At 54.6% G+C, this 18,480-nt stretch carries 17 protein-coding genes; 9 read left to right on the plus strand and 8 right to left on the minus strand.

Going from position 1 to position 18,480, the window contains the following annotated elements:
• Positions 1-95 precede the first annotated feature (95 nt).
• Positions 96-1,067 carry an octaprenyl diphosphate synthase gene (gene ispB, locus ACMGG1_RS22190; protein WP_020824941.1) on the plus strand — a complete coding sequence of 324 codons (972 nt, stop codon included), beginning with the start codon at positions 96-98 and terminating at the stop codon, positions 1,065-1,067.
• Between the two features lie 49 nt (positions 1,068-1,116).
• Here ispB and ACMGG1_RS22195 read toward each other — a convergent pair whose 3' ends face one another.
• Complete coding sequence (locus ACMGG1_RS22195; RefSeq protein WP_020824940.1) at positions 1,117-1,467, minus strand: DNA-binding protein; 351 nt, start codon at positions 1,465-1,467, stop codon at positions 1,117-1,119.
• 182 nt (positions 1,468-1,649) lie between these two features.
• Between ACMGG1_RS22195 and ACMGG1_RS22200 the strand changes: the two genes are divergently transcribed.
• On the plus strand, positions 1,650-1,910 hold the full coding sequence (locus ACMGG1_RS22200) for a helix-turn-helix domain-containing protein (RefSeq protein WP_020824939.1): 261 nt from the start codon (positions 1,650-1,652) through the stop codon (positions 1,908-1,910).
• Positions 1,911-1,978: 68 nt separating this feature from the next.
• Here the strand turns inward: ACMGG1_RS22200 and mdh are convergent, their stop codons facing one another.
• Together mdh and ACMGG1_RS22210 are read right to left on the minus strand one after the other, a co-directional pair.
• Positions 1,979-2,917, minus strand: a complete 939-nt coding sequence (gene mdh / locus ACMGG1_RS22205) for a malate dehydrogenase (protein ID WP_020824938.1) — start codon at positions 2,915-2,917, stop codon at positions 1,979-1,981.
• 251 nt (positions 2,918-3,168) lie between these two features.
• Positions 3,169-3,336, minus strand: coding sequence for a hypothetical protein (locus ACMGG1_RS22210; protein ID WP_153263177.1), 168 nt, complete (start codon positions 3,334-3,336; stop codon positions 3,169-3,171).
• A gap of 47 nt (positions 3,337-3,383) precedes the next feature.
• Here ACMGG1_RS22210 and argR point away from each other — a divergent pair, with 47 nt between their 5' ends.
• The 3 genes from argR (at position 3,384) to yhcN (ACMGG1_RS22225) (ending at position 4,911) form a co-directional block, all read left to right on the plus strand.
• The gene (gene argR / locus ACMGG1_RS22215) at positions 3,384-3,854 is read left to right on the plus strand and encodes a transcriptional regulator ArgR (protein ID WP_020824937.1); all 471 of its coding nucleotides are present in this window, start codon (positions 3,384-3,386) and stop codon (positions 3,852-3,854) included.
• Between the two features lie 405 nt (positions 3,855-4,259).
• The gene (gene yhcN / locus ACMGG1_RS22220; RefSeq protein ID WP_048762811.1) at positions 4,260-4,523 is read left to right on the plus strand and encodes a peroxide/acid stress response protein YhcN; all 264 of its coding nucleotides are present in this window, start codon (positions 4,260-4,262) and stop codon (positions 4,521-4,523) included.
• 124 nt (positions 4,524-4,647) lie between these two features.
• Positions 4,648-4,911: a peroxide/acid stress response protein YhcN gene (gene yhcN / locus ACMGG1_RS22225; RefSeq protein ID WP_020824935.1), complete on the plus strand. Its 264-nt coding sequence runs from the start codon at positions 4,648-4,650 to the stop codon at positions 4,909-4,911.
• A gap of 203 nt (positions 4,912-5,114) precedes the next feature.
• On the opposite strand, the gene mpl is transcribed toward yhcN (ACMGG1_RS22225), so the two are convergent.
• Positions 5,115-6,494, minus strand: a complete 1,380-nt coding sequence (gene mpl / locus ACMGG1_RS22230; protein ID WP_020824934.1) for a UDP-N-acetylmuramate:L-alanyl-gamma-D-glutamyl-meso-diaminopimelate ligase — start codon at positions 6,492-6,494, stop codon at positions 5,115-5,117.
• 168 nt (positions 6,495-6,662) lie between these two features.
• On the opposite strand from mpl, the gene fbp reads away from it, so the two are divergent.
• Complete coding sequence (fbp, locus tag ACMGG1_RS22235) at positions 6,663-7,667, plus strand: class 1 fructose-bisphosphatase (protein WP_020824933.1); 1,005 nt, start codon at positions 6,663-6,665, stop codon at positions 7,665-7,667.
• A 37-nt stretch (positions 7,668-7,704) separates the two neighbouring features.
• On the opposite strand, the gene ACMGG1_RS22240 is transcribed toward fbp, so the two are convergent.
• Positions 7,705-9,258, minus strand: coding sequence for a methyl-accepting chemotaxis protein (locus tag ACMGG1_RS22240; protein ID WP_020824932.1), 1,554 nt, complete (start codon positions 9,256-9,258; stop codon positions 7,705-7,707).
• Positions 9,259-9,514: 256 nt separating this feature from the next.
• Between ACMGG1_RS22240 and ppa the strand changes: the two genes are divergently transcribed.
• Entirely contained in the window at positions 9,515-10,045 is a 531-nt protein-coding gene (gene ppa / locus ACMGG1_RS22245) for an inorganic diphosphatase (protein WP_004952787.1), read from the plus strand.
• Between the two features lie 52 nt (positions 10,046-10,097).
• On the opposite strand, the gene ACMGG1_RS22250 is transcribed toward ppa, so the two are convergent.
• From ACMGG1_RS22250 to tamA, 3 genes are read right to left on the minus strand one after another with little or no spacing between them, the layout of a single operon-like run.
• The gene (locus tag ACMGG1_RS22250; RefSeq protein WP_006317485.1) at positions 10,098-10,445 is read right to left on the minus strand and encodes a gamma-glutamylcyclotransferase; all 348 of its coding nucleotides are present in this window, start codon (positions 10,443-10,445) and stop codon (positions 10,098-10,100) included.
• Positions 10,446-10,447: 2 nt separating this feature from the next.
• Positions 10,448-14,266, minus strand: a complete 3,819-nt coding sequence (gene tamB, locus ACMGG1_RS22255; protein WP_414161028.1) for an autotransporter assembly complex protein TamB — start codon at positions 14,264-14,266, stop codon at positions 10,448-10,450.
• Complete coding sequence (gene tamA / locus ACMGG1_RS22260; RefSeq protein ID WP_128865492.1) at positions 14,263-15,999, minus strand: autotransporter assembly complex protein TamA; 1,737 nt, start codon at positions 15,997-15,999, stop codon at positions 14,263-14,265. The genes tamB and tamA overlap by 4 nt, the downstream gene beginning before the upstream one ends.
• A 286-nt stretch (positions 16,000-16,285) precedes the next feature.
• Here tamA and msrA point away from each other — a divergent pair, with 286 nt between their 5' ends.
• Positions 16,286-16,927 (plus strand): peptide-methionine (S)-S-oxide reductase MsrA, encoded by a 642-nt coding sequence (msrA, locus tag ACMGG1_RS22265; RefSeq protein WP_020824928.1) that lies wholly within the window; start codon positions 16,286-16,288, stop codon positions 16,925-16,927.
• Between the two features lie 177 nt (positions 16,928-17,104).
• On the plus strand, positions 17,105-18,436 hold the full coding sequence (locus ACMGG1_RS22270; protein ID WP_020824927.1) for a hemolysin family protein: 1,332 nt from the start codon (positions 17,105-17,107) through the stop codon (positions 18,434-18,436).
• The last annotated feature ends 44 nt before the right edge of the window (positions 18,437-18,480 follow it).

An 18,480-nucleotide genomic window follows, 5' to 3' on the forward strand; every position in this document is an offset into this window, starting at 1 on the left:
TTTTTCAAGTACAATCAGTAGGACAGTTACCGCCATGTACCGATGTGAGCAGCGATCTCAACGCGGTGAAGAGAAACACAGCTGAAAAAAATACAATGAACCTAGAGCAAATTACCGAGTTAACCGCGCAAGATATGGCGGCCGTGAACGCAACAATTCTCGAACAGCTGAATTCCGATGTCACGCTCATCAATCAGCTTGGCTATTACATTATCAGTGGTGGCGGTAAACGCATCCGCCCGATGATCGCCGTTCTGGCGGCGCGGGCATTGCATTATCAGGGTGATAAACACATTACCGTCGCTGCGCTGATCGAATTCATTCATACCGCAACCCTGCTGCATGATGATGTGGTGGATGAATCCGATATGCGTCGCGGCAAGGCCACTGCCAATGCCGCCTTCGGCAATGCCGCCAGCGTATTGGTTGGCGACTTCATCTATACGCGTGCTTTCCAGATGATGACCAGCCTGGAATCGCTCCGTGTATTGGCGCTGATGTCCGAGGCGGTCAATGTGATTGCCGAAGGTGAAGTGCTGCAGTTAATGAACGTGAACGATCCGAACATTACCGAAGAAAGCTACATGCGGGTGATCTACAGCAAAACCGCACGCCTGTTCGAAGCGGCGGCACAATCTTCGGCGATCCTTTCGGGCGCCAGCGAGGCAGAAGAAAAAGCGCTGCAGGATTACGGCCGCTATCTTGGCACCGCCTTCCAGCTGATCGACGACCTGCTCGATTACAGCGCCGACGGCAGCACCCTGGGTAAAAATACCGGTGACGATCTTAACGAGGGCAAACCGACGCTGCCCTTGCTGCATGCCATGCATAATAGTGAAGGCGAGCAGAAAGCCATGATCCGCGGCGCGATTGAACAGGGCAACGGTCGTCATTTGCTGGAGCCGGTTTTACAGGCCATGGAGCAATGCGGCTCGCTGGAATATACCCGCCAACGCGCTGAGGAAGAGGCCGACAAGGCGATTGCCGCACTGCAGGTGCTGCCGGAGTCTGCCCACCGTGCCGCGCTGGAAGGATTAGCCCATCTTGCAGTTCAACGCGATTTTTAAGAAATAATAAACGCCCTGCAGTTTCCACAGACCCGCGATGCGGGTCTGTTCATTTCCCCGGAAAGACACGCGCCAGTAGGCCGCCAATCCCTTCCCGCATCAGGAAAGCCAACATCTTTTCGCGTTCGCTCTCCGTCAGGTGGTAATAATACTCAATCCACACCGTCAGCGGATCCTTGCGCTCAACTTCATACAGCGCCGGGTCCTCTTTCAAGATCAGTAAATTGCGCGTACCGGTCGGCAAACTGTCAATGTGATACTCCAGCGCCTTTCCCTGTACGCCTTTGCGCCGGCGGCTGATCCAGCCTTCACGACGCGCCATCAAGTTTATTCCCTGTGGTGAGGAAGGTAACCCTGCCACGCCGGTCAATTCCTTGGCGGCAAACCACTCTTTTTTCATGGCCATGTTCTCTGGACAAAAGTAGGCGAAGATCTTTTTTAGGAAATTTATTGGATATTTTTTAAGAAATTTAGTGGTATCCTAGTTTCCGTATAAGCGTTTCATGTTGTTCAAACGATTAATCTTGACCTGTTAGTTATACCACTAACAGAACTTTCGCTAATCAAAAAAGGAATGCAAACATGAACTCAAGGAATAAGGATTGGCATCCGGCGGATATCATTGCGGCTTTACGTAAGAAGGGAACGACACTGGCGGCGGTGTCGCGCAAGGCAGGACTTAGCTCATCAACGCTGGCAAACGCACTGTCGCGTCCCTGGCCAAAAGGAGAATGGCTGATTGCCGAAACGCTCGATATACACCCTGCGGAAATCTGGCCGAGCCGCTATTTCGATCCCCATACCAATAACTTACTGGATCGAAAAGCCCGTATTCGGTCCTAGCTGCGGGCATAAAAAAACCGCCGGTACGTTGTCCGGCGGCCTATGCATACTCATGCACTGCTGGATGATCAGTTATTGATAAACTTTTCGCCCAGTTCGATATCTTTGTGCAGAACATCCAGCATGTCTTCCAACGCTTTCTGTTCGAACGCGCTCAGAGTGCCGATGTCTTTGCGTTCTTCAACGCCATTCTTACCCAGCACCAGCGGTTGCGCGAAGAAGCGAGCGTATTTCCCATCGCCTTCCACATAAGCACATTCCACCACGCCTTTTTCGCCTTGCAGCGCACGAACCAGAGACAGGCCGAAACGCGCCGCCGCCTGGCCCATAGACAGGGTTGCAGACCCGCCGCCGGCTTTGGCTTCAACCACTTCAGTACCCGCATTTTGGATACGCTTGGTCAGATCGGCCACTTCCTGATCGGTAAAGCTCACGCCAGGGATCTGCGACAGCAGCGGCAAAATGGTCACGCCAGAGTGTCCGCCGATAACCGGTACGTTCAGCTCTTCAGGTTTTTTGCCTTTCAGCTCAGCCACGAAGGTGTTGGAACGGATGATATCCAGCGAGGTCACGCCGAACAGTTTGTTCTTGTCATAAACACCGGCTTTCTTCAGCACTTCTGCCGCGATAGCCACGGTGGTGTTGACCGGGTTGGTGATAATGCCGATGCAGGCTTTCGGGCAGGTGGTTGCCACTTGCTGGATCAGATTACGCACGATACCTGCGTTCACGTTGAACAGATCTGAACGATCCATACCTGGTTTACGCGCAACGCCTGCAGAAATCAGCACCACGTCTGCACCGTGCAGAGCTGGAGTAGCGTCTTCGCCACTGAAGCCTTTGATTTTCACTGCGGTTGGGATGTGGCTTAAATCGACGGCAACGCCTGGGGTAACGGGGGCAATGTCGTAGAGAGAGAGTTCAGAACCTGAAGGAAGCTGGGTTTTGAGTAGAAGGGCGAGGGCCTGGCCGATACCGCCAGCAGCACCGAGAACTGCAACTTTCATCCTATACTCCTTTATTATCTTAAATATATAAAGCGCCGTGAATATGTTGGTTACGGACCTTAAATTATTACACCTTTAAAAACAATCTCTTAACAGTCTGTTTGAGAACTGGCGCAATAAAACAGCCGATGTCGCGCTCATTTTAGATTAAATAGCTTACGCATTAAGGGCATAGCGCACACTAATCAAAAATACTGCGAGGTTATTCACGAGCAAGTTAACCGGCGGTTACATTACACCCTTACACAACATCAGAACAACATCATTTTAATAACATTTTCTTTACCACCGAGGGCGGCATTTTCGGTCACCGAAAGGGCATATTCATGGGGTACGGATTTTGTTAAAATGCTGCCCTTTCCTCGTTGTCCGGGCATTGTTATTTTTTCCGGGCGTCCTTTGATTGCATAAAAATTCATTTATATGCATAATCATCACTTCTATTGTCAACATTCCACGGTGCAAAATGCGTAATCCCGCAAAGCAGGAAGATCTGATCAAGGCGTTTAAAGCGTTATTGAAAGAAGAAAAATTCAGTTCTCAAGGCGAGATTGTTTTGGCGCTGCAAGAAGAAGGCTTCGAAAACATCAATCAATCCAAAGTATCGCGCATGCTGACCAAGTTCGGCGCGGTGCGTACGCGCAATGCCAAAATGGAAATGGTGTATTGCCTTCCCGCTGAACTCGGCGTGCCGACCACTACCAGCCCGCTGAAGAATCTGGTGCTGGATGTCGATCATAACGATGCAGTTGTCGTTATCCACACCAGCCCCGGCGCCGCGCAGCTCATTGCTCGCCTGCTGGATTCTCTGGGCAAATCCGAAGGTATTCTCGGCACCATCGCCGGTGACGACACCATTTTCGTTACCCCAGCCAGCAGCTTTACCGCGCGCCAGCTGTACGAAGCCATCCTGACCCTGTTCGAACAGGAGCTGTGATGCATCACGCTAACAAAATGCGGCGAGCCGTCGCGTTTTGTTAGCGTTTCTTTAACCCCATCCTTACTTTTCCCCCTCCCCCTACCACTTTTAACGCCAGGTTTCTTTCTCTTCGCAACACATTTCAATGACATTTCCGCTTAGCTAGTGATAGCTACTGTGATCTTCCGCACTTTTGGTCAAAAGCACTTACCTTATTGAAATTACATAAATTTAACATCAAAAGATCGTTTTATAACCGCTTTTTATTCCATCTGGTTATAAAAGATAAGGATCGTCATAATAAAGTTTCACTAGAAACTGTTAGCGAACTATTAATTTTTGGCGTTACTAGATGTATACTCATTTCCGTGACGTAAATCACAGTTCACTGGAACTGATAAAAGAATACGAAAAGGTCAAATCATGAAAATTAAATCTACCATTGCAACCATGAGCGTTCTCTCCATGCTTTCTTTCGGAGCATTTGCAGCACAATCTGTTGATGCAAACCAGGCCGCAAAAATGCAATCTGCAGGCACCATTACCGTCAGCGGCGTTGCCGGTGCACCTTCAGATATCCGTCAGGCACTGTCTGAAAAAGCCGATGCCAAAGGGGCGACCGCTTACCGTGTAATCGAAGCACGCAACGAAGGTAACTTCCACGCGACCGCAGAAATTTACAAATAAGTACAAGGCGTTACCCGGCAACGGGCAATATAACTCTGGTACCGAGCACCACTGATAACAGCCTTCAAGTACAAAAACGCTGCAAAAGCCCTTCCAGGCGGTTATCACAACAGGACGCACTATCATGAACATGAAAACCACTCTCGCTGCACTTAGCCTGCTGTCTGTCGTTTCGTTCGGCGCTTCCGCCGCGACGTTAATCACTAACGACCAGGCCAATACGCTCCAGTCTGCCGGTACCATCACCGTCAGCGGCGTCACCGGCGCGCCTTCCGATATTCGCCAGGCGCTGTCTGACAAAGCCGATAAACAAGGCGCTAAAGCCTACCGCGTGATCGAAGCCTACGAAAACGGCAATTGGCACGCGACAGCCGAAATCTACAAATAACAATTCAGGGAACCCTGCTTACCGAACTGATTACCCTCGTCACTGCCACTGCCGAGTTCTATCGTAAGCACTGATTCCTTGAAGAAACTTCGTCGTCCTATCCGACGAACCCCGTTGCCCTCGCTCGCGAGGGCTTTTTTATGGGCAAAAGAAAAGGCCGTAAGCGGCCTTTTAGTTTTGCTTCAGTCACACTGAATCGACGATCAATAAGTCACTTTAGGTTCTGACTTGTGGGCCAATGCTTCCAGCAGACGGTCATGGATCCCACCGAAGCCGCCGTTACTCATCACCAAAATGTGGTCGCCAGGCTGGGCCGTTTTCACGATCATGTCCACCAGCGTGTCGAGATCGGCGCTCCAGTGGGCCGGCTGTACACAGGCTTCCGCGACTTCCGCCACCTGCCAGGGGATATGGTGCGGTTGGAACAGGAAGACCTCATCGGCACGGCCCAGAGACGGTGCCAAATCATTCTTGCTGATCCCCATTTTCATGGTATTGGAGCGCGGCTCGAGCACAGCCAAAATGCGCGCGGTACCGCCAACCTTGCCGCGCAATGCGGCCAAGGTCGCCAGGATCGCCGTTGGGTGATGGGCAAAATCGTCATACACCGTAACGCCATGAGCTTCACCGCGCAGTTCCAGACGGCGGCGAGCATTGATGAACTCACCGAGCGCGCGACAGGCATCGGCTGGCAGCACACCAACGTGGCGCGTGGCGGCAATGGCCATCAAACCGTTGTGCATGTTGTGTTCACCCACCAGCGACCACTTCACTTCGCCCACCTGTTCGCCGTCGAGGAACACCGCATAATGGCTGGCGTCCGGCGTTAATTTTTGAGCGCGCCATGCGCCCTCTTCCCCGACCAGCTCTTGCTCACTCCAACAGCCCATCGCCATCACCTGTTTCAGGTGGTTGTCGTTATCAGGCAAAATGATCTTGCCCTTGCCCGGCACCAGACGCACCAGATGGTGGAACTGTTTCTGGATCGCTTTCAGATCGTCGAAGATATCAGCGTGATCGAACTCCAGGTTATTCATGATCAGCGTACGCGGGCTGTAATGCACAAACTTGGAACGCTTGTCGAAGAAGGCGCAGTCATACTCATCGGCTTCGATCACAAAGAACGGGCTACCGCCCAGACGCGCGGAAACGTCAAAGTTGCCCGGAACGCCACCGATAACAAAGCCCGGTTGATAGCCGCAGGCTTCCAGGATCCAGGTGGCCATACCGGCGGTAGTGGTCTTGCCATGCGTGCCGGCCACGGCCAGCACCCAGCGATCGCGCAGCACATAGTCGTGCAGCCACTGCGGGCCGGAAACGTAAGGGATCCCCTGTTCCAGTACCGCTTCAACGCAAGGATTACCCCGCGTCATGGCGTTACCGATGATCACCAGATCCGGCGCCGGATCCAATTGAGCAGGATCGTAGCCCTGGATCAGGTCGATCCCTTCCTTCTCCAGCAGCGTGCTCATCGGCGGATAGACATTAGCGTCAGAGCCGGTCACCTCATGCCCAAGCGAACGAGCCAGCACCGCCAGCCCGCCCATAAAGGTGCCACAGATCCCAAGAATGTGAATGCGCATAGTTTTCTCATAGAGTACGTCGAATGTTGGCTCATTCTAACGCTCAGAATCGTCCAGAAGAAATGGATTTGCCTATGAATAGCGTTCATCTTTGGGCTACACTGCTCGCGAATACGTTGGCGGTTTGTTAACAAACCGCTACCCATCCGTAGATTCAGGGATTGTGTCATGAAAACGTTAGGCGAATTTATCGTCGAGAAACAGCACGACTTCTCACACGCCACCGGCGAGCTGACTGCGCTACTTTCTGCAATTAAACTGGGCGCCAAAATCATCCACCGCGATATCAACAAAGCGGGTCTGGTGGATATTCTGGGCACCAGCGGCGTTTCCAATGTACAGGGCGAAGTTCAGATGAAACTGGACCTGTACGCGAATGAAAAGCTGAAAGCAGCATTGAAAGCGCGCGGTGAAGTTGCGGGTATCGCTTCTGAAGAAGAAGATGAAATCGTGATATTCGACGGCGAGCGGGCTGAAAATGCCAAGTATGTGGTGCTGATGGATCCGTTGGACGGTTCGTCCAACATCGATGTCAACGTCTCGGTCGGTACGATTTTCTCTATCTATCGTCGCATTACCCCGGTCGGTACGCCAGTGACCGAAGAAGACTTCCTGCAGCCAGGCAGCGCACAGGTCGCCGCAGGCTACGTGGTTTACGGTTCATCCACCATGCTGGTGTACACCACCGGTTATGGCGTGCATGCCTTTACCTACGATCCTTCTCTGGGCGTGTTCTGCCTCTCCCACGAGAAAGTCCGCTTCCCGGCCAGCGGCAATATGTATTCCATCAACGAAGGTAACTACATCAAGTTCCCGCGCGGCGTGAAGAAATACATCAAATATTGTCAGGAACAGGACGAAGCTACACAACGCCCTTATACCTCACGCTACATCGGTTCACTGGTTGCCGACTTCCACCGCAACCTGCTGAAAGGCGGCATCTACATTTATCCAAGCACCGCCAGCCACCCGCAAGGCAAGCTGCGCCTGCTGTATGAATGCAACCCGATGGCGTTCCTGGCGGAACAGGCCGGCGGTAAAGCCAGCGACGGTAAAAACCGTATTCTGGACATCACCCCGGTGAAACTGCACCAGCGCGCACCGTTCTTTGTCGGCACCAAATCCATGGTGGAAGACGCAGAGCGCTTTATCGCTGAGAACCCGGACGAATAACGAGTTCGATGTGGGGGACGGCTTGCCGTCCCCGGCATTATAATTTGAACGCTGCCATGCTCTGCGCCAGCAACTGCGCCTGATCCTCCAGCGAGCGCGTCGCAGCCGCCGACTCTTCGACCAAGGCCGCATTCTGTTGCGCCACCTGATCCATCTGCGCCACCGCCAGGTTTACCTGCTCAATACCGCTGCTTTGCTCACGCGTAGCCGCAGAGATTTCCCGCATCAGCGCCGTCACCCGGCCCACTTCACCGGTAATGCCGTTCATGGTTTTCGCCGCCGAACCGGCCATTTGTTCGCCTTCCTGCACCCGGTTCTGCGACGCTTCAATCAACCCTTTGATCTCTTTCGCCGACTGCGCGCTGCGCTGAGCCAGGCTGCGAACCTCACCGGCCACCACGGCAAAACCACGCCCTTGTTCACCGGCACGTGCCGCTTCCACCGCCGCATTCAACGCCAAAATGTTGGTCTGGAAGGCAATGCCGTCCATCACGCTGATGATATCGGCAATACGGCGTGAGCTGTCGGTGATCGCCTGCATCTTGTCCATGACCTGACTGACCACTTCACTGCCTTGGTTGGCAATATCGGATACGCTCAGCGCCAGTTGATTCGCCTGTTCGCAGTTCTCGGCGTTCATCTTCACCGTCGAGGTCAGCTGTTCCATGCTGGCGGCGGTTTCTTCCAGAGAAGCAGCTGATTCTTCGGTACGCTGCGCCAGGTGCAGGTTGCCGGCAGCCAGTTCGCGTGAACCGGTATCGATTTGGCTGCTGGCATCGCGCACCTTGCTGACCGAACTGACCAAGGCCTGCTGCATCCGCTGCATCGCACGCACCAGACGGCCCATTTCGGTCTCGCCTTCGCCAGTGATACGGTGCGTCAGGTCGCCGCTGGCGATATGTTCCAGCTGGGCGATTGACTCATCGAGCGGACGCAGGATAATCACCCGCAGCGCAAACCAGGCCAGTAGCGCCAGCAAAATGCTGAGCAGGCCGGCAATCACGATCAGCGTAATTTTGGTGCTGGCATTGCTTTCCGCTTCATTCACCCGCTGCTGGCCAATCTTCATGGCGAAGCTGCGGAAGTCGCTGAGGTCCTTTTCAAAAGCGATGCTCAACGCGGAAATTTTTGTTTCCTGAATGTCGTAGTAATCATCAACTTTGCCGGCCTTGATGGCATCGGCCATCGGCCCAACGCCCTGTTCCAGATAGGCGCGGTAGCTGTTTTGCAAACGACCGGACAGCTCGCGTCCACGTTCGGTGACGGTACCGACGCTGACAAAACGCGCCATTTCCTGCTTCGATTGCGCAAGATAGTCATAGATACGGCCCACCGTAGCATCTGAAACCTCAATCTGGCCGATTTCCCGTTGGCGTACCGCCAGTGAGGCAGCGGTTCTGGCGCGCAGCGTCAGGTTGGAACTGCTGGCCAGCGACCCCAACTCTTCCCCCAGGATTTGATTCAGGGTGTGTAACGAGCGCGATCCTTCGTTAATCGCGTTGACGCCAATCGTGCTGACCATAATCAACAGCAGCGTCATCAGGCTCAACAGGGCAATCAGCCCGGCCTTGACCGTAATCTTTTTTAGCATGAGTTCTTCCCGGCTTCAGAAATAGTGAGATCTTACGTAGAGGAGGTAAAACGCGGAGCCAGACTTCGCCGACTCATTATTATTTGATGAAGTTATCGGCAACCCTCGAGAAAACTTAACGCCGTGGGAGGATTTATCTGGAAATTCGATGGATGGCTCTGCGCCGGGGCGGGGATGATGAAAAGGGCAGGAAATCGCAAAAGAGTCCGCTATAATAGCCGCCACTCCATTTCTGGTTTGATTAAAGGAAACCGACATGAGCTTGAACCTGGTCCCTGCTGGCAAAGACCTGCCGGAAGACATCTACGTTGTTATCGAAATCCCGGCAAACGCCGATCCGATCAAATATGAAATCGACAAGGACACCGGTGCGCTGTTCGTTGACCGTTTCATGTCCACCGCGATGTTCTACCCGTGCAACTACGGTTACATCAACCACACCCTGTCTCTGGACGGTGACCCGGTTGACGTGCTGGTGCCAACCCCATACCCACTGCAGCCTGGTTCTGTGATCCGCTGCCGTCCGGTTGGCGTGTTGAAGATGTCCGACGAAGCCGGCGAAGATGCGAAACTGGTTGCCGTACCGCACAGCAAGCTGACCAAAGAGTACGATCACATCAAAGACGTGAACGACCTGCCGGAACTGCTGCGTGCCCAGATCGCTCACTTCTTCGAGCACTACAAAGATCTGGAAAAAGGCAAATGGGTGAAAGTCGAAGGCTGGGCAGATGCTGCCGCTGCCAAAGCTGAAATCGTTGCTTCTTTCGAGCGTGCCGCCAAGAAGTAATTCTTGCCCGCCGTCCGATAAAAAAACACCGCTCAGTGAGCGGTGTTTTTTTTTACTTTTCGTCGAGACGCTTCAGCCAGTCGCCGCTGTTAATTCGCGGGTAACCGTCCACACTGTGTTTATACAGGTAGATCCACGCACTCCCATAAGGCGTCTGAATCAGCTCGCGCTTATAGTCCTTGGTGTTGCTTTTCAGTTCGTCCAGCTCAGCCAAAATCGATGAGTTGATGCGGTACACTTCGCAATGTACCGTGCCCTCTCCAGGGATCGCCGCCGGGTAATGGCCCAGATTATAAATCTGATAGCCTTCGAGCTCATGCTCGCCGAGCCATTGGGCGTTGGTCATCCAATGGCTGTTTCCCTGTTTGCGTCGTAAACTGCCGTAGACAATTATTCGCATCGCTAAAACTCAAACTGATAGAGCAAATCTAATGCCTGGTCGAGACCAGACACCGCTTCCAGATACAATTTAGGCATCAGGCGGTAACGCAACGTCAACGTAGCCAGCGAGTCGAAAATACCCACCCCATATTTTACTTGTAAGCCTGGGAGAACATAACCGCTCACGACAACCTGGGAACTGTCGCCGACACCCTGAGTATCCAGGGCCAAATTGCTTACGCCAAACGCCTCGCCGATTTTACCCACAAGTTGACCACTTTGTGCAACCCCCATCCCAATTAACATTGAGGTCATTGCGTTACCATCGGCGCCGGAACTGCCCAATCCCTGCCCGCGCAGCAGATAAGACAGCGCTTCCTGCTGAGATTTGGCCGGATCCGAGAACACTTCCAGCTTGGGTGCATCCGCCAACCCGGTAACGCGTACCCCAGCGGTAACGTCGTCTTCTGTCGATTCAGGATTACGAATGGCTTCAATATTCAGCAGCGGCTGATCCGGCGGCCCTGAGAACATCAGTTGACCCTTGCGGACGATCAAATCCTGACCATAAGCATGGAAGCGACCGGAAGGGATGTCAATCTGGCCGTTCAGGCCCAGGCCATTCTTGTCCTGCACCACTTTCAGATCGCCCTTCAGGCGGGCTTTTAAGCCAAAGGCATCCAGCCGCACATCGTTACCCACGTGGATCATCAGGTTGCTGTTGATCGGGATCCCTGCGGTTTTCGGCTGTATCGGTTTCAGTTGGTCGTCCAGCATCACTTCGTCGGAAGAGACGCCCACCGCACTTTCCGGCAACTCCTGCACCGTAATGCGCGCCCACGGAATATCTACCGAACCATTGAGCGAGAACAACTGCGGCGTGGCTTCAAACACCAGATCGGGTGAAACGTCGATGCGGATCATCGGCGGCACCGTCACCCGCAGCTTATCGCCCTTGGCGGCGATACGTGCGCGCCAGGCGTTGATGTCGCGCCAGTCAGCATCGCCCGACAGGTTAAGCTGTCCGCGCGTGGTGCTGACCAGCCCTTCCATGGTCGAGGTCATGCCGTCAAAGTTCATCACCAGGCGGCCGTCCGTCATATCAAACGGCATCCAGTGACCATCTATATCAACCTTATCCAACGCCATCCGGCCATAAACCAGAGGCTTCTGCGCACTGCCACCCAAGCGCAGATTGGCATTCAGCATGCCCGCGGCCTTCTCCCCCTTCATCAACGCCGGATTGATCATCGCCAGCGAGATATTGGTGATATTGACGTTGCCGCTGATATTACGTCGTACCTGCGGATCGGCAACCTGCACGTTACCGTCAAATTGGCCATTATTGGTCAACTTGATCAACCAGTCGGCCTGTGCACGACCGTTGGACAGGCCGGCATTAAGGTTCAGCCGATCAAAGGCGATCGGCAACGCGTTGCCCTGCACTTGCTGAACCACCTTCACGCCGTTACCCACCAGGGAAACTTTCGCGTCCGGCAGCGCACCGCCCGGTTTCCAGCTTACGTCCGCCCGCCCGGTGAACACGCCGCTCAAAGCGGTCTCCGGACCGAGGAAAGGTTTGATCATCGCCAGATCAAAGCGGTTCAATACCACGCTGGCCTGGCCACTCTGGCCTGCTTCGATGGTCTTGGGTACGCACAGTTCGGCGTTCGGGTTCTGCCAGCAGTGCGGTCCAATACTGATTTTCTGCGCGGTATTCAGGTAATCCAGCGCAATGGCGCGAGTCAATCGCCATTCGCCCACCGGGGTATCGAAACGGGTATTGTTCAGGTTGCCGCGCCAGCGCTGCTGTTGGCGATCGAAACTGCCCTGCAACGCCAACTGACCGGATACCGGCTTGCCGTCAATTTTCAACTGCAGCTGATGCTGCTTCTCACTGCCTTTGGCATCCAGTGTCAGCAGGCTGATATCCAGCGCATCCTGTTTCAGCTGTTCAACGCGCACTGCCAACTGACCCTGGATCTGGTCGCTGGAACGCACGTCGCCGTCAATCTTCACCCGGTTGATGCGCAGCGCCTGCCACTGCAGGCCGGAAGCGGTCAGGTCGGCCAGCAACTGAGGCGCTTGCAGGTTGCCCCGCAGTTTCAGCAAGCCTTTCGCCGTACCGCCCAGCCCTGGCAGAGCGCCGTCCAGACGTGGCGCGTCGATATTCGCATCCAGGTTCCAGCTTTTCTCGTCCAGTTGGCCCTTAACGTTCAGTTGGTTGCGTCCCAGCGTCAGATCGATGCCCGGGATTTTCCACTGACCGGCAGCATTGCCGCTAAGCGTGCCACGTGCAGTGACTTTGTTTTGCTTCACGTTACCATCGAGCTGCAGCACCGGCACCTGCAATTGCCAACTGCCGCCGTGCAGGCTGCCACGCGTAGTGATTTTACCGTCCAACTTCGCCGGCCATTCCGGCCACTGCTTGGCGGTATTGATGCCGCTCAGCGTCAGCTGTGAATTCCAACTGATGGCCTTGCTCCAGTCCACCAGCGCCGTCAGATCGGTATTGCCCTGCAAGGCCGCCAACCGCAGGCGATCCAGTTTGAACTGTTCAACGTTACCTTTACCGTCCAGCGTCAGCACCGCCGGCGGGAGATCCTGCCCCTTGATATTGGCCCGGGTCGACAAGGCATAATCAGTCGCCTTGCCATTGAAACGCAGGCGGAAATCGTTGACCTGATACTGAGCTTCGCCGTTCAGCGGCCATTTCAGCTGTTTGCTTTGCAGCGTCAGTGCCAGCGGTAAACCCACTTCGGCCAATTGGGTCTGTACATCAAGCTGCGCACCGACCGGTCCGGAGAGGTTCAGCGCCACTTTAAGTTCTTCGCGCAGCCCACCGCCGACGTTCAGTTTGACCTTTTCCCCTTTCAGCGGCTCGATATTCAGCGTGCTGTTAGCCACCATTTCCACCGGCCAACTGCCGGTCAGCGTCGCCTGCCCCTGCGCAGACAACGTACCCTGCGGGGATTTCACATCGAAATTGTCCAGCTTGATATGCTGATCCTGGGTACTGGCCTGCAGCAACAGGCTGGTAATCAACACCTCGGTATCACCGGTCAAGCGCAGTTGTTCCCCGCTGATCTCCTTAACCGTGATGTCCAACGGCAGGCGGATTTCCGGCAGATCCGGCAGCAGCGGCTTGGCGAACAGCTCTTTCAACGTTTCGCCCAGCGGCTTCTCTTCCGGCACCGGTGCCGGTTTCGCCGCCTTGTCGACCTGTTCACCCACTTTTTTCGCGACCTCGACAGCCGGCTGTATCGCCTCCGGCAACGGGTTCTGCGGGGTTTTCGGCAGTGCAATCAACAGGCCGCTGATTTTGGTGGGCAGCAAGGTCAACGCACGCTCTTGCCACTGCGCTCCGGTACGGAATTCACCAAGAGAGATTGCCGTGTCGTCTACGCTTACCTTAACGTTATTCAGCGTCAGCATACGCAAGGTAATAGGGTACGGCGTGCTCAGATTGGTGGTCGGCTCGCTGGTCTCTTCCACCGGCGCAGACGGCGTCATTTCTTTGGTTTTCACCACCACGTCGACGTCCTGCGCGGTCAGCGCATTGACGCACAGCGAACTGTTTTTAAAGCAGGCCAGATCGAGTGACAGATGGAATTGTCCGGCATTCACCGTGACGCCCGGCATCTGATACTTCACGCCTTTTAGCGTCAGATCACGCCAGCCACCGCTCACGCTGGCAATATCCAACCCCGGCACCCATCGAGCAGCAGCGTTGAGGGTCATATGCAAACCACTGGTGGTACCGAGCAAGTACGCCACCGCCCCGACCAGTAACAGCAAGACAATCAGGAAACCAAAGCAAATCTTTTTTATCAGGCTCATAGTTCAGGCCCCAAACCGATGTAGAACTGCATCCCGTGGGTGTCCTTGTCCCCCACGGGCGCGGCGATATCCAGCTTCACTGGCCCTACCGGCGACTGCCAGCGTACGCCTACACCGGCGCCAGTTTTGAAGTTGCTCTGCTTGATATCGTTCACCGCTTCACCGGAATCAACGAACATCGCCCCCCACCATTTACCGGTCACGTTGTATTGATACTCCAGCGAGCCAGTCAGCATTTTGGAGGCACCGGTCAACTTGCCGTCATCGTTGCGGGGGGAAATGTCTTTGTACTTGTAGCCACGGATGCTGCGATCGCCACCGGCAAAGAATCGCAGGTCTGGCGGCACTTTGTCGAAGTCGTTGGTTTCGATCCACCCCACCTGCCCGCGCGCCACGAACCGGTGCTTATCGGCCAGGGTGCGGATCCAGACGTTCTGCGCCTGCATCAGCGCGAAGTCCACGCCGGATCCCCAGGTGGTGTCGGAAACGTCGATGGAGTAGCGTTGGCTATCGCCCCAGGTCGGCATCAGGCCTCCACGCGAGCGGGTGCGGTTGAGGCTGACACCAGGGTACAGCAGCATGGTGGTATTGCTGACGTTACCCTGGGTAAAGTTATCCCAGCGCCAGGTCAGGTTAATAGCCCGCTGCCAGCCGCTGGAGAGATCCCAGTTGCGCGAGGCCACCACTTTGGAGGTTACGGACTTGGTATCGTTGAGATCGACGTTCTTGAGCCCGCCCTGCAGCAGGTAATACTGCTCCAGCGGATTCTTCAGCAACGGGATCTTATAGGTCAGATCGAGCTGCTGCTCGGGGGCCGAAATACTGGCGCTGGTTTCCAGACTGTGGCCGCGATCGTTAAGCCAGGGCTTCTTCCAGGTGCCTTTAACGCGGGGACCAACGTCGGTGGAGTAACCGACACCGGTTTCGATGGTGTTGCGAGTGCGTGGTGACACCAACGCATCTAGCGGCAAAATCTTGTTCTCTTTGGCATCTTTGAAATCAGGGGAGACCACCACCGAGTTAAACCAGTTAGTGGCGGACAAACGGCGGTTCAGTTCGGCCAGGTCTTCCGAAGTGTAATAATCCCCCTGATGAAAGGGCACCAGATTTTGCAGATAGTCTTCACGAATTTGCGAACCGGTAAACTTCACCTGGCCGAAGCGGTAACGCTGCCCGCTGTCGAAGTCGATGTCCCAATAGGCCTTATGCAGATCCTCCGCCACGCCGAGCTGGCTTTTGGTCATATCGGCATCGAAATAGCCTTTGCGCAGCGCCAGGCCGGTCAGTGAACCTTTAAAACTGTCGTATTTACCGTGATTAAGGATCTCACCTATCGTCGGTTTGCCTTTTTTGACCAACGACAGATAGTCTTCATCGGTTTTCGCACCGCCTTCCAGCACGATATTGGCCCCGGCAATGCGCACCGGTTCACCCGGATCGACCTTGGCGTGCAGCACCGGCCGCGCCAGCCCTGGCCGATCGTCCAACGTAAATTCGATGGTAGGCTGATAATAGCCAAGCGCTCTCAGCCCCTGACGAACAGCTTCATCCACGCGTGCGCGGAAACGGCCATCAGTACCGACCTCTTCCGGAGTGATGGAAGACAGGCGTACCCGGACGTTTTTTTCCAGTTCCCCGCTAAGTCCTTCAACCTGCAGCCGCACATTCGCCGAAAACGCCGCAGGCGTCGCGAGCAGCGCACACAAAAAGCACAGGGCACGGTATCGTGGCACGCGTTCTCCTTAATTTATTTTACTTTCCTGTTATAACACGCACTCTGGTGCCAGGGCATACTCCGCGCTATCAAGACGGCAGCCCTTTCAGCCTTATTCCAGACGCGACATATTACGATTTTACTGCCGCAGTAAACTGGCGCATTCTTAGCTTTTGGCGCTCTAAATACTGCGTTAATCTGATTCATAATCTGAATATGTAGCTTATTGTGGGCAAAGTTGCGGTTAGATACAACCGAACTGCCGTGTCTTAGGTCAATTCTTACTGTGACAACAGGAGTCAACCGTGGTGCCATTTTTTGATAAAACACAAACCGTCGACAAGGCGAACGCGCTGCCTGGCCGCACGACGCCCATGCCGGTTGCCACGCTCAACGTGGTCACTCACCATTCAATGACCCAGGTGCCGGAAGGCATGGAAGTGGCTATCTTCGCCATGGGATGCTTTTGGGGTGTGGAGCGCCTGTTCTGGCAACAGCAGGGCGTATACAGCACGGCGGCAGGCTACAGCGGCGGTTTTACGCCAAACCCAACCTACCGCGAAGTCTGCAGCGGCCAGACCGGTCATACTGAAGTGGTGCGGGTGGTATTCGATCCGAAAATCATCAGCTATAAGCAGCTGCTGCAGGTGTTCTGGGAGAACCACGATCCGGCGCAGGGCATGCGTCAGGGGGGCGACGTCGGCACTCAGTATCGCTCAGCAATTTATACGCTGACGCCGGAACAGCAGACCGCAGCCGAAAGCAGTCTGAAGCGTTTCCAGCAGGCCATGAACGAGGCGGGCGACCAACGCACCATCACCACCGAAGTGGTGCCGGCGCTGCCGTTTTACTATGCCGAGGATGACCATCAGCAGTATCTGTACAAGAATCCTGAAGGCTACTGCGGCCTGGGCGGCATCGGCGTTTGTTTGCCACCCCAGGGCTAACCCCTTGGTCAGCGGTAATTTTTTAACCGCTGGCGGCCCCTGTAGGGCTGCTGCTATACTATGCGGGCCGCATCTGCGGCCTGATAGCCTCCTTTCTGGTTGTTATCACTACTTTTTTTACAATGTACTACCCTTCCTCAAGAGCGCCGTCATCCCGTCGGCACGTATGGATAGATTATGTTAAACAGTATTTTACTGATTCTTTTTCTGATCGCAGTGAGTGCGTTTTTCTCACTGTCGGAAATATCTCTGGCCGCGTCACGCAAGATTAAACTGAAACTGATGGCTGACGAAGGTAACGTCAATGCCGCCAAAGTCCTTAAACTACAAGAAACCCCGGGGCTGTTCTTTACCGTGGTGCAGATTGGTCTGAACGCCGTAGCCATTCTCGGTGGTATCGTCGGCGATGCTGCCTTCTCCCCTAGCTTCCAGGTGTTGTTCGATCGCTTTTTGTCCCCAGAGATGGCGGAGCAAGTCAGCTTTATCTGCTCGTTCGTCCTGGTGACCAGCCTGTTCATCCTGTTCGCAGATTTGACCCCGAAGCGCATCGGTATGATTGCACCAGAGACGGTCGCCGTCCGGATCATCAACCCGATGCGTTTCTCGATCATGATCTTCCGGCCGCTGGTGTGGTTCTTCAACGGCATGGCAAACCTGATCTTCCGCCTGTTCAAACTGCCGATGGTGCGCAAGGACGACATCACTTCCGACGACATCTATGCGGTAGTGGAAGCCGGTGCCCTGGCTGGCGTGCTGCGCAAGCAGGAACATGAGCTGATCGAAAACGTGTTCGAACTGGAGTCACGCACCGTACCTTCGTCGATGACCTCGCGTGAAAGCGTGGTTTACTTCGATCTGCGTGAAACCGAAGAAAGCATTATCGAGAAAGTCTCGACCCATCCGCACTCCAAGTTCCTGGTATGTGACGGCAATATCGATCAGGTGGTCGGCTACGTTGACTCCAAAGACTTGTTGAACCGCGTGCTGGGCAATCAAAGCCTGGTGCTGAGCAGCGGTGTGCAAATCCGCGCGGCGCTGATCGTGCCGGATACCCTGACGCTGTCCGAAGCGCTGGAAAGCTTTAAGACGGCCGGCGAAGACTTTGCCGTTATTCTCAATGAATATGCACTGGTCGTGGGCATCATCACGTTGAATGACGTAATGACCACCCTGATGGGCGATCTGGTCGGTCAAGGCCAGGAAGAGCAGATCGTCGCACGCGATGAAAGCTCATGGCTGATTGAGGGTGGTACGCCAATCGACGATGTGATGCGCGTTCTGCACATTGATGAGTTCCCGCAGGCGGGCAACTACGAAACCATCGGCGGCTTTATGATGTACATGCTGCGCAAGATCCCAAAACGCACCGACTTCGTGAAATACGCCGGCTACAAGTTTGAAGTGGTGGACATCGACAGCTACAAGATTGACCAGTTGCTGGTAACCAAACTGAGCGACAAACCGGCGGCGGTACTGCCGAAGGCGCCAGAAGACAACGCCCCTGCCTGATCCGGACTGTAGAAACGTCAGCGGCCCCATCGGGCCGCAATTAT

It is taken from the genome of Serratia sp. BNK-12, assembly GCF_047456085.1.
In the GTDB taxonomy this organism is placed as follows: domain Bacteria; phylum Pseudomonadota; class Gammaproteobacteria; order Enterobacterales; family Enterobacteriaceae; genus Serratia; species Serratia liquefaciens.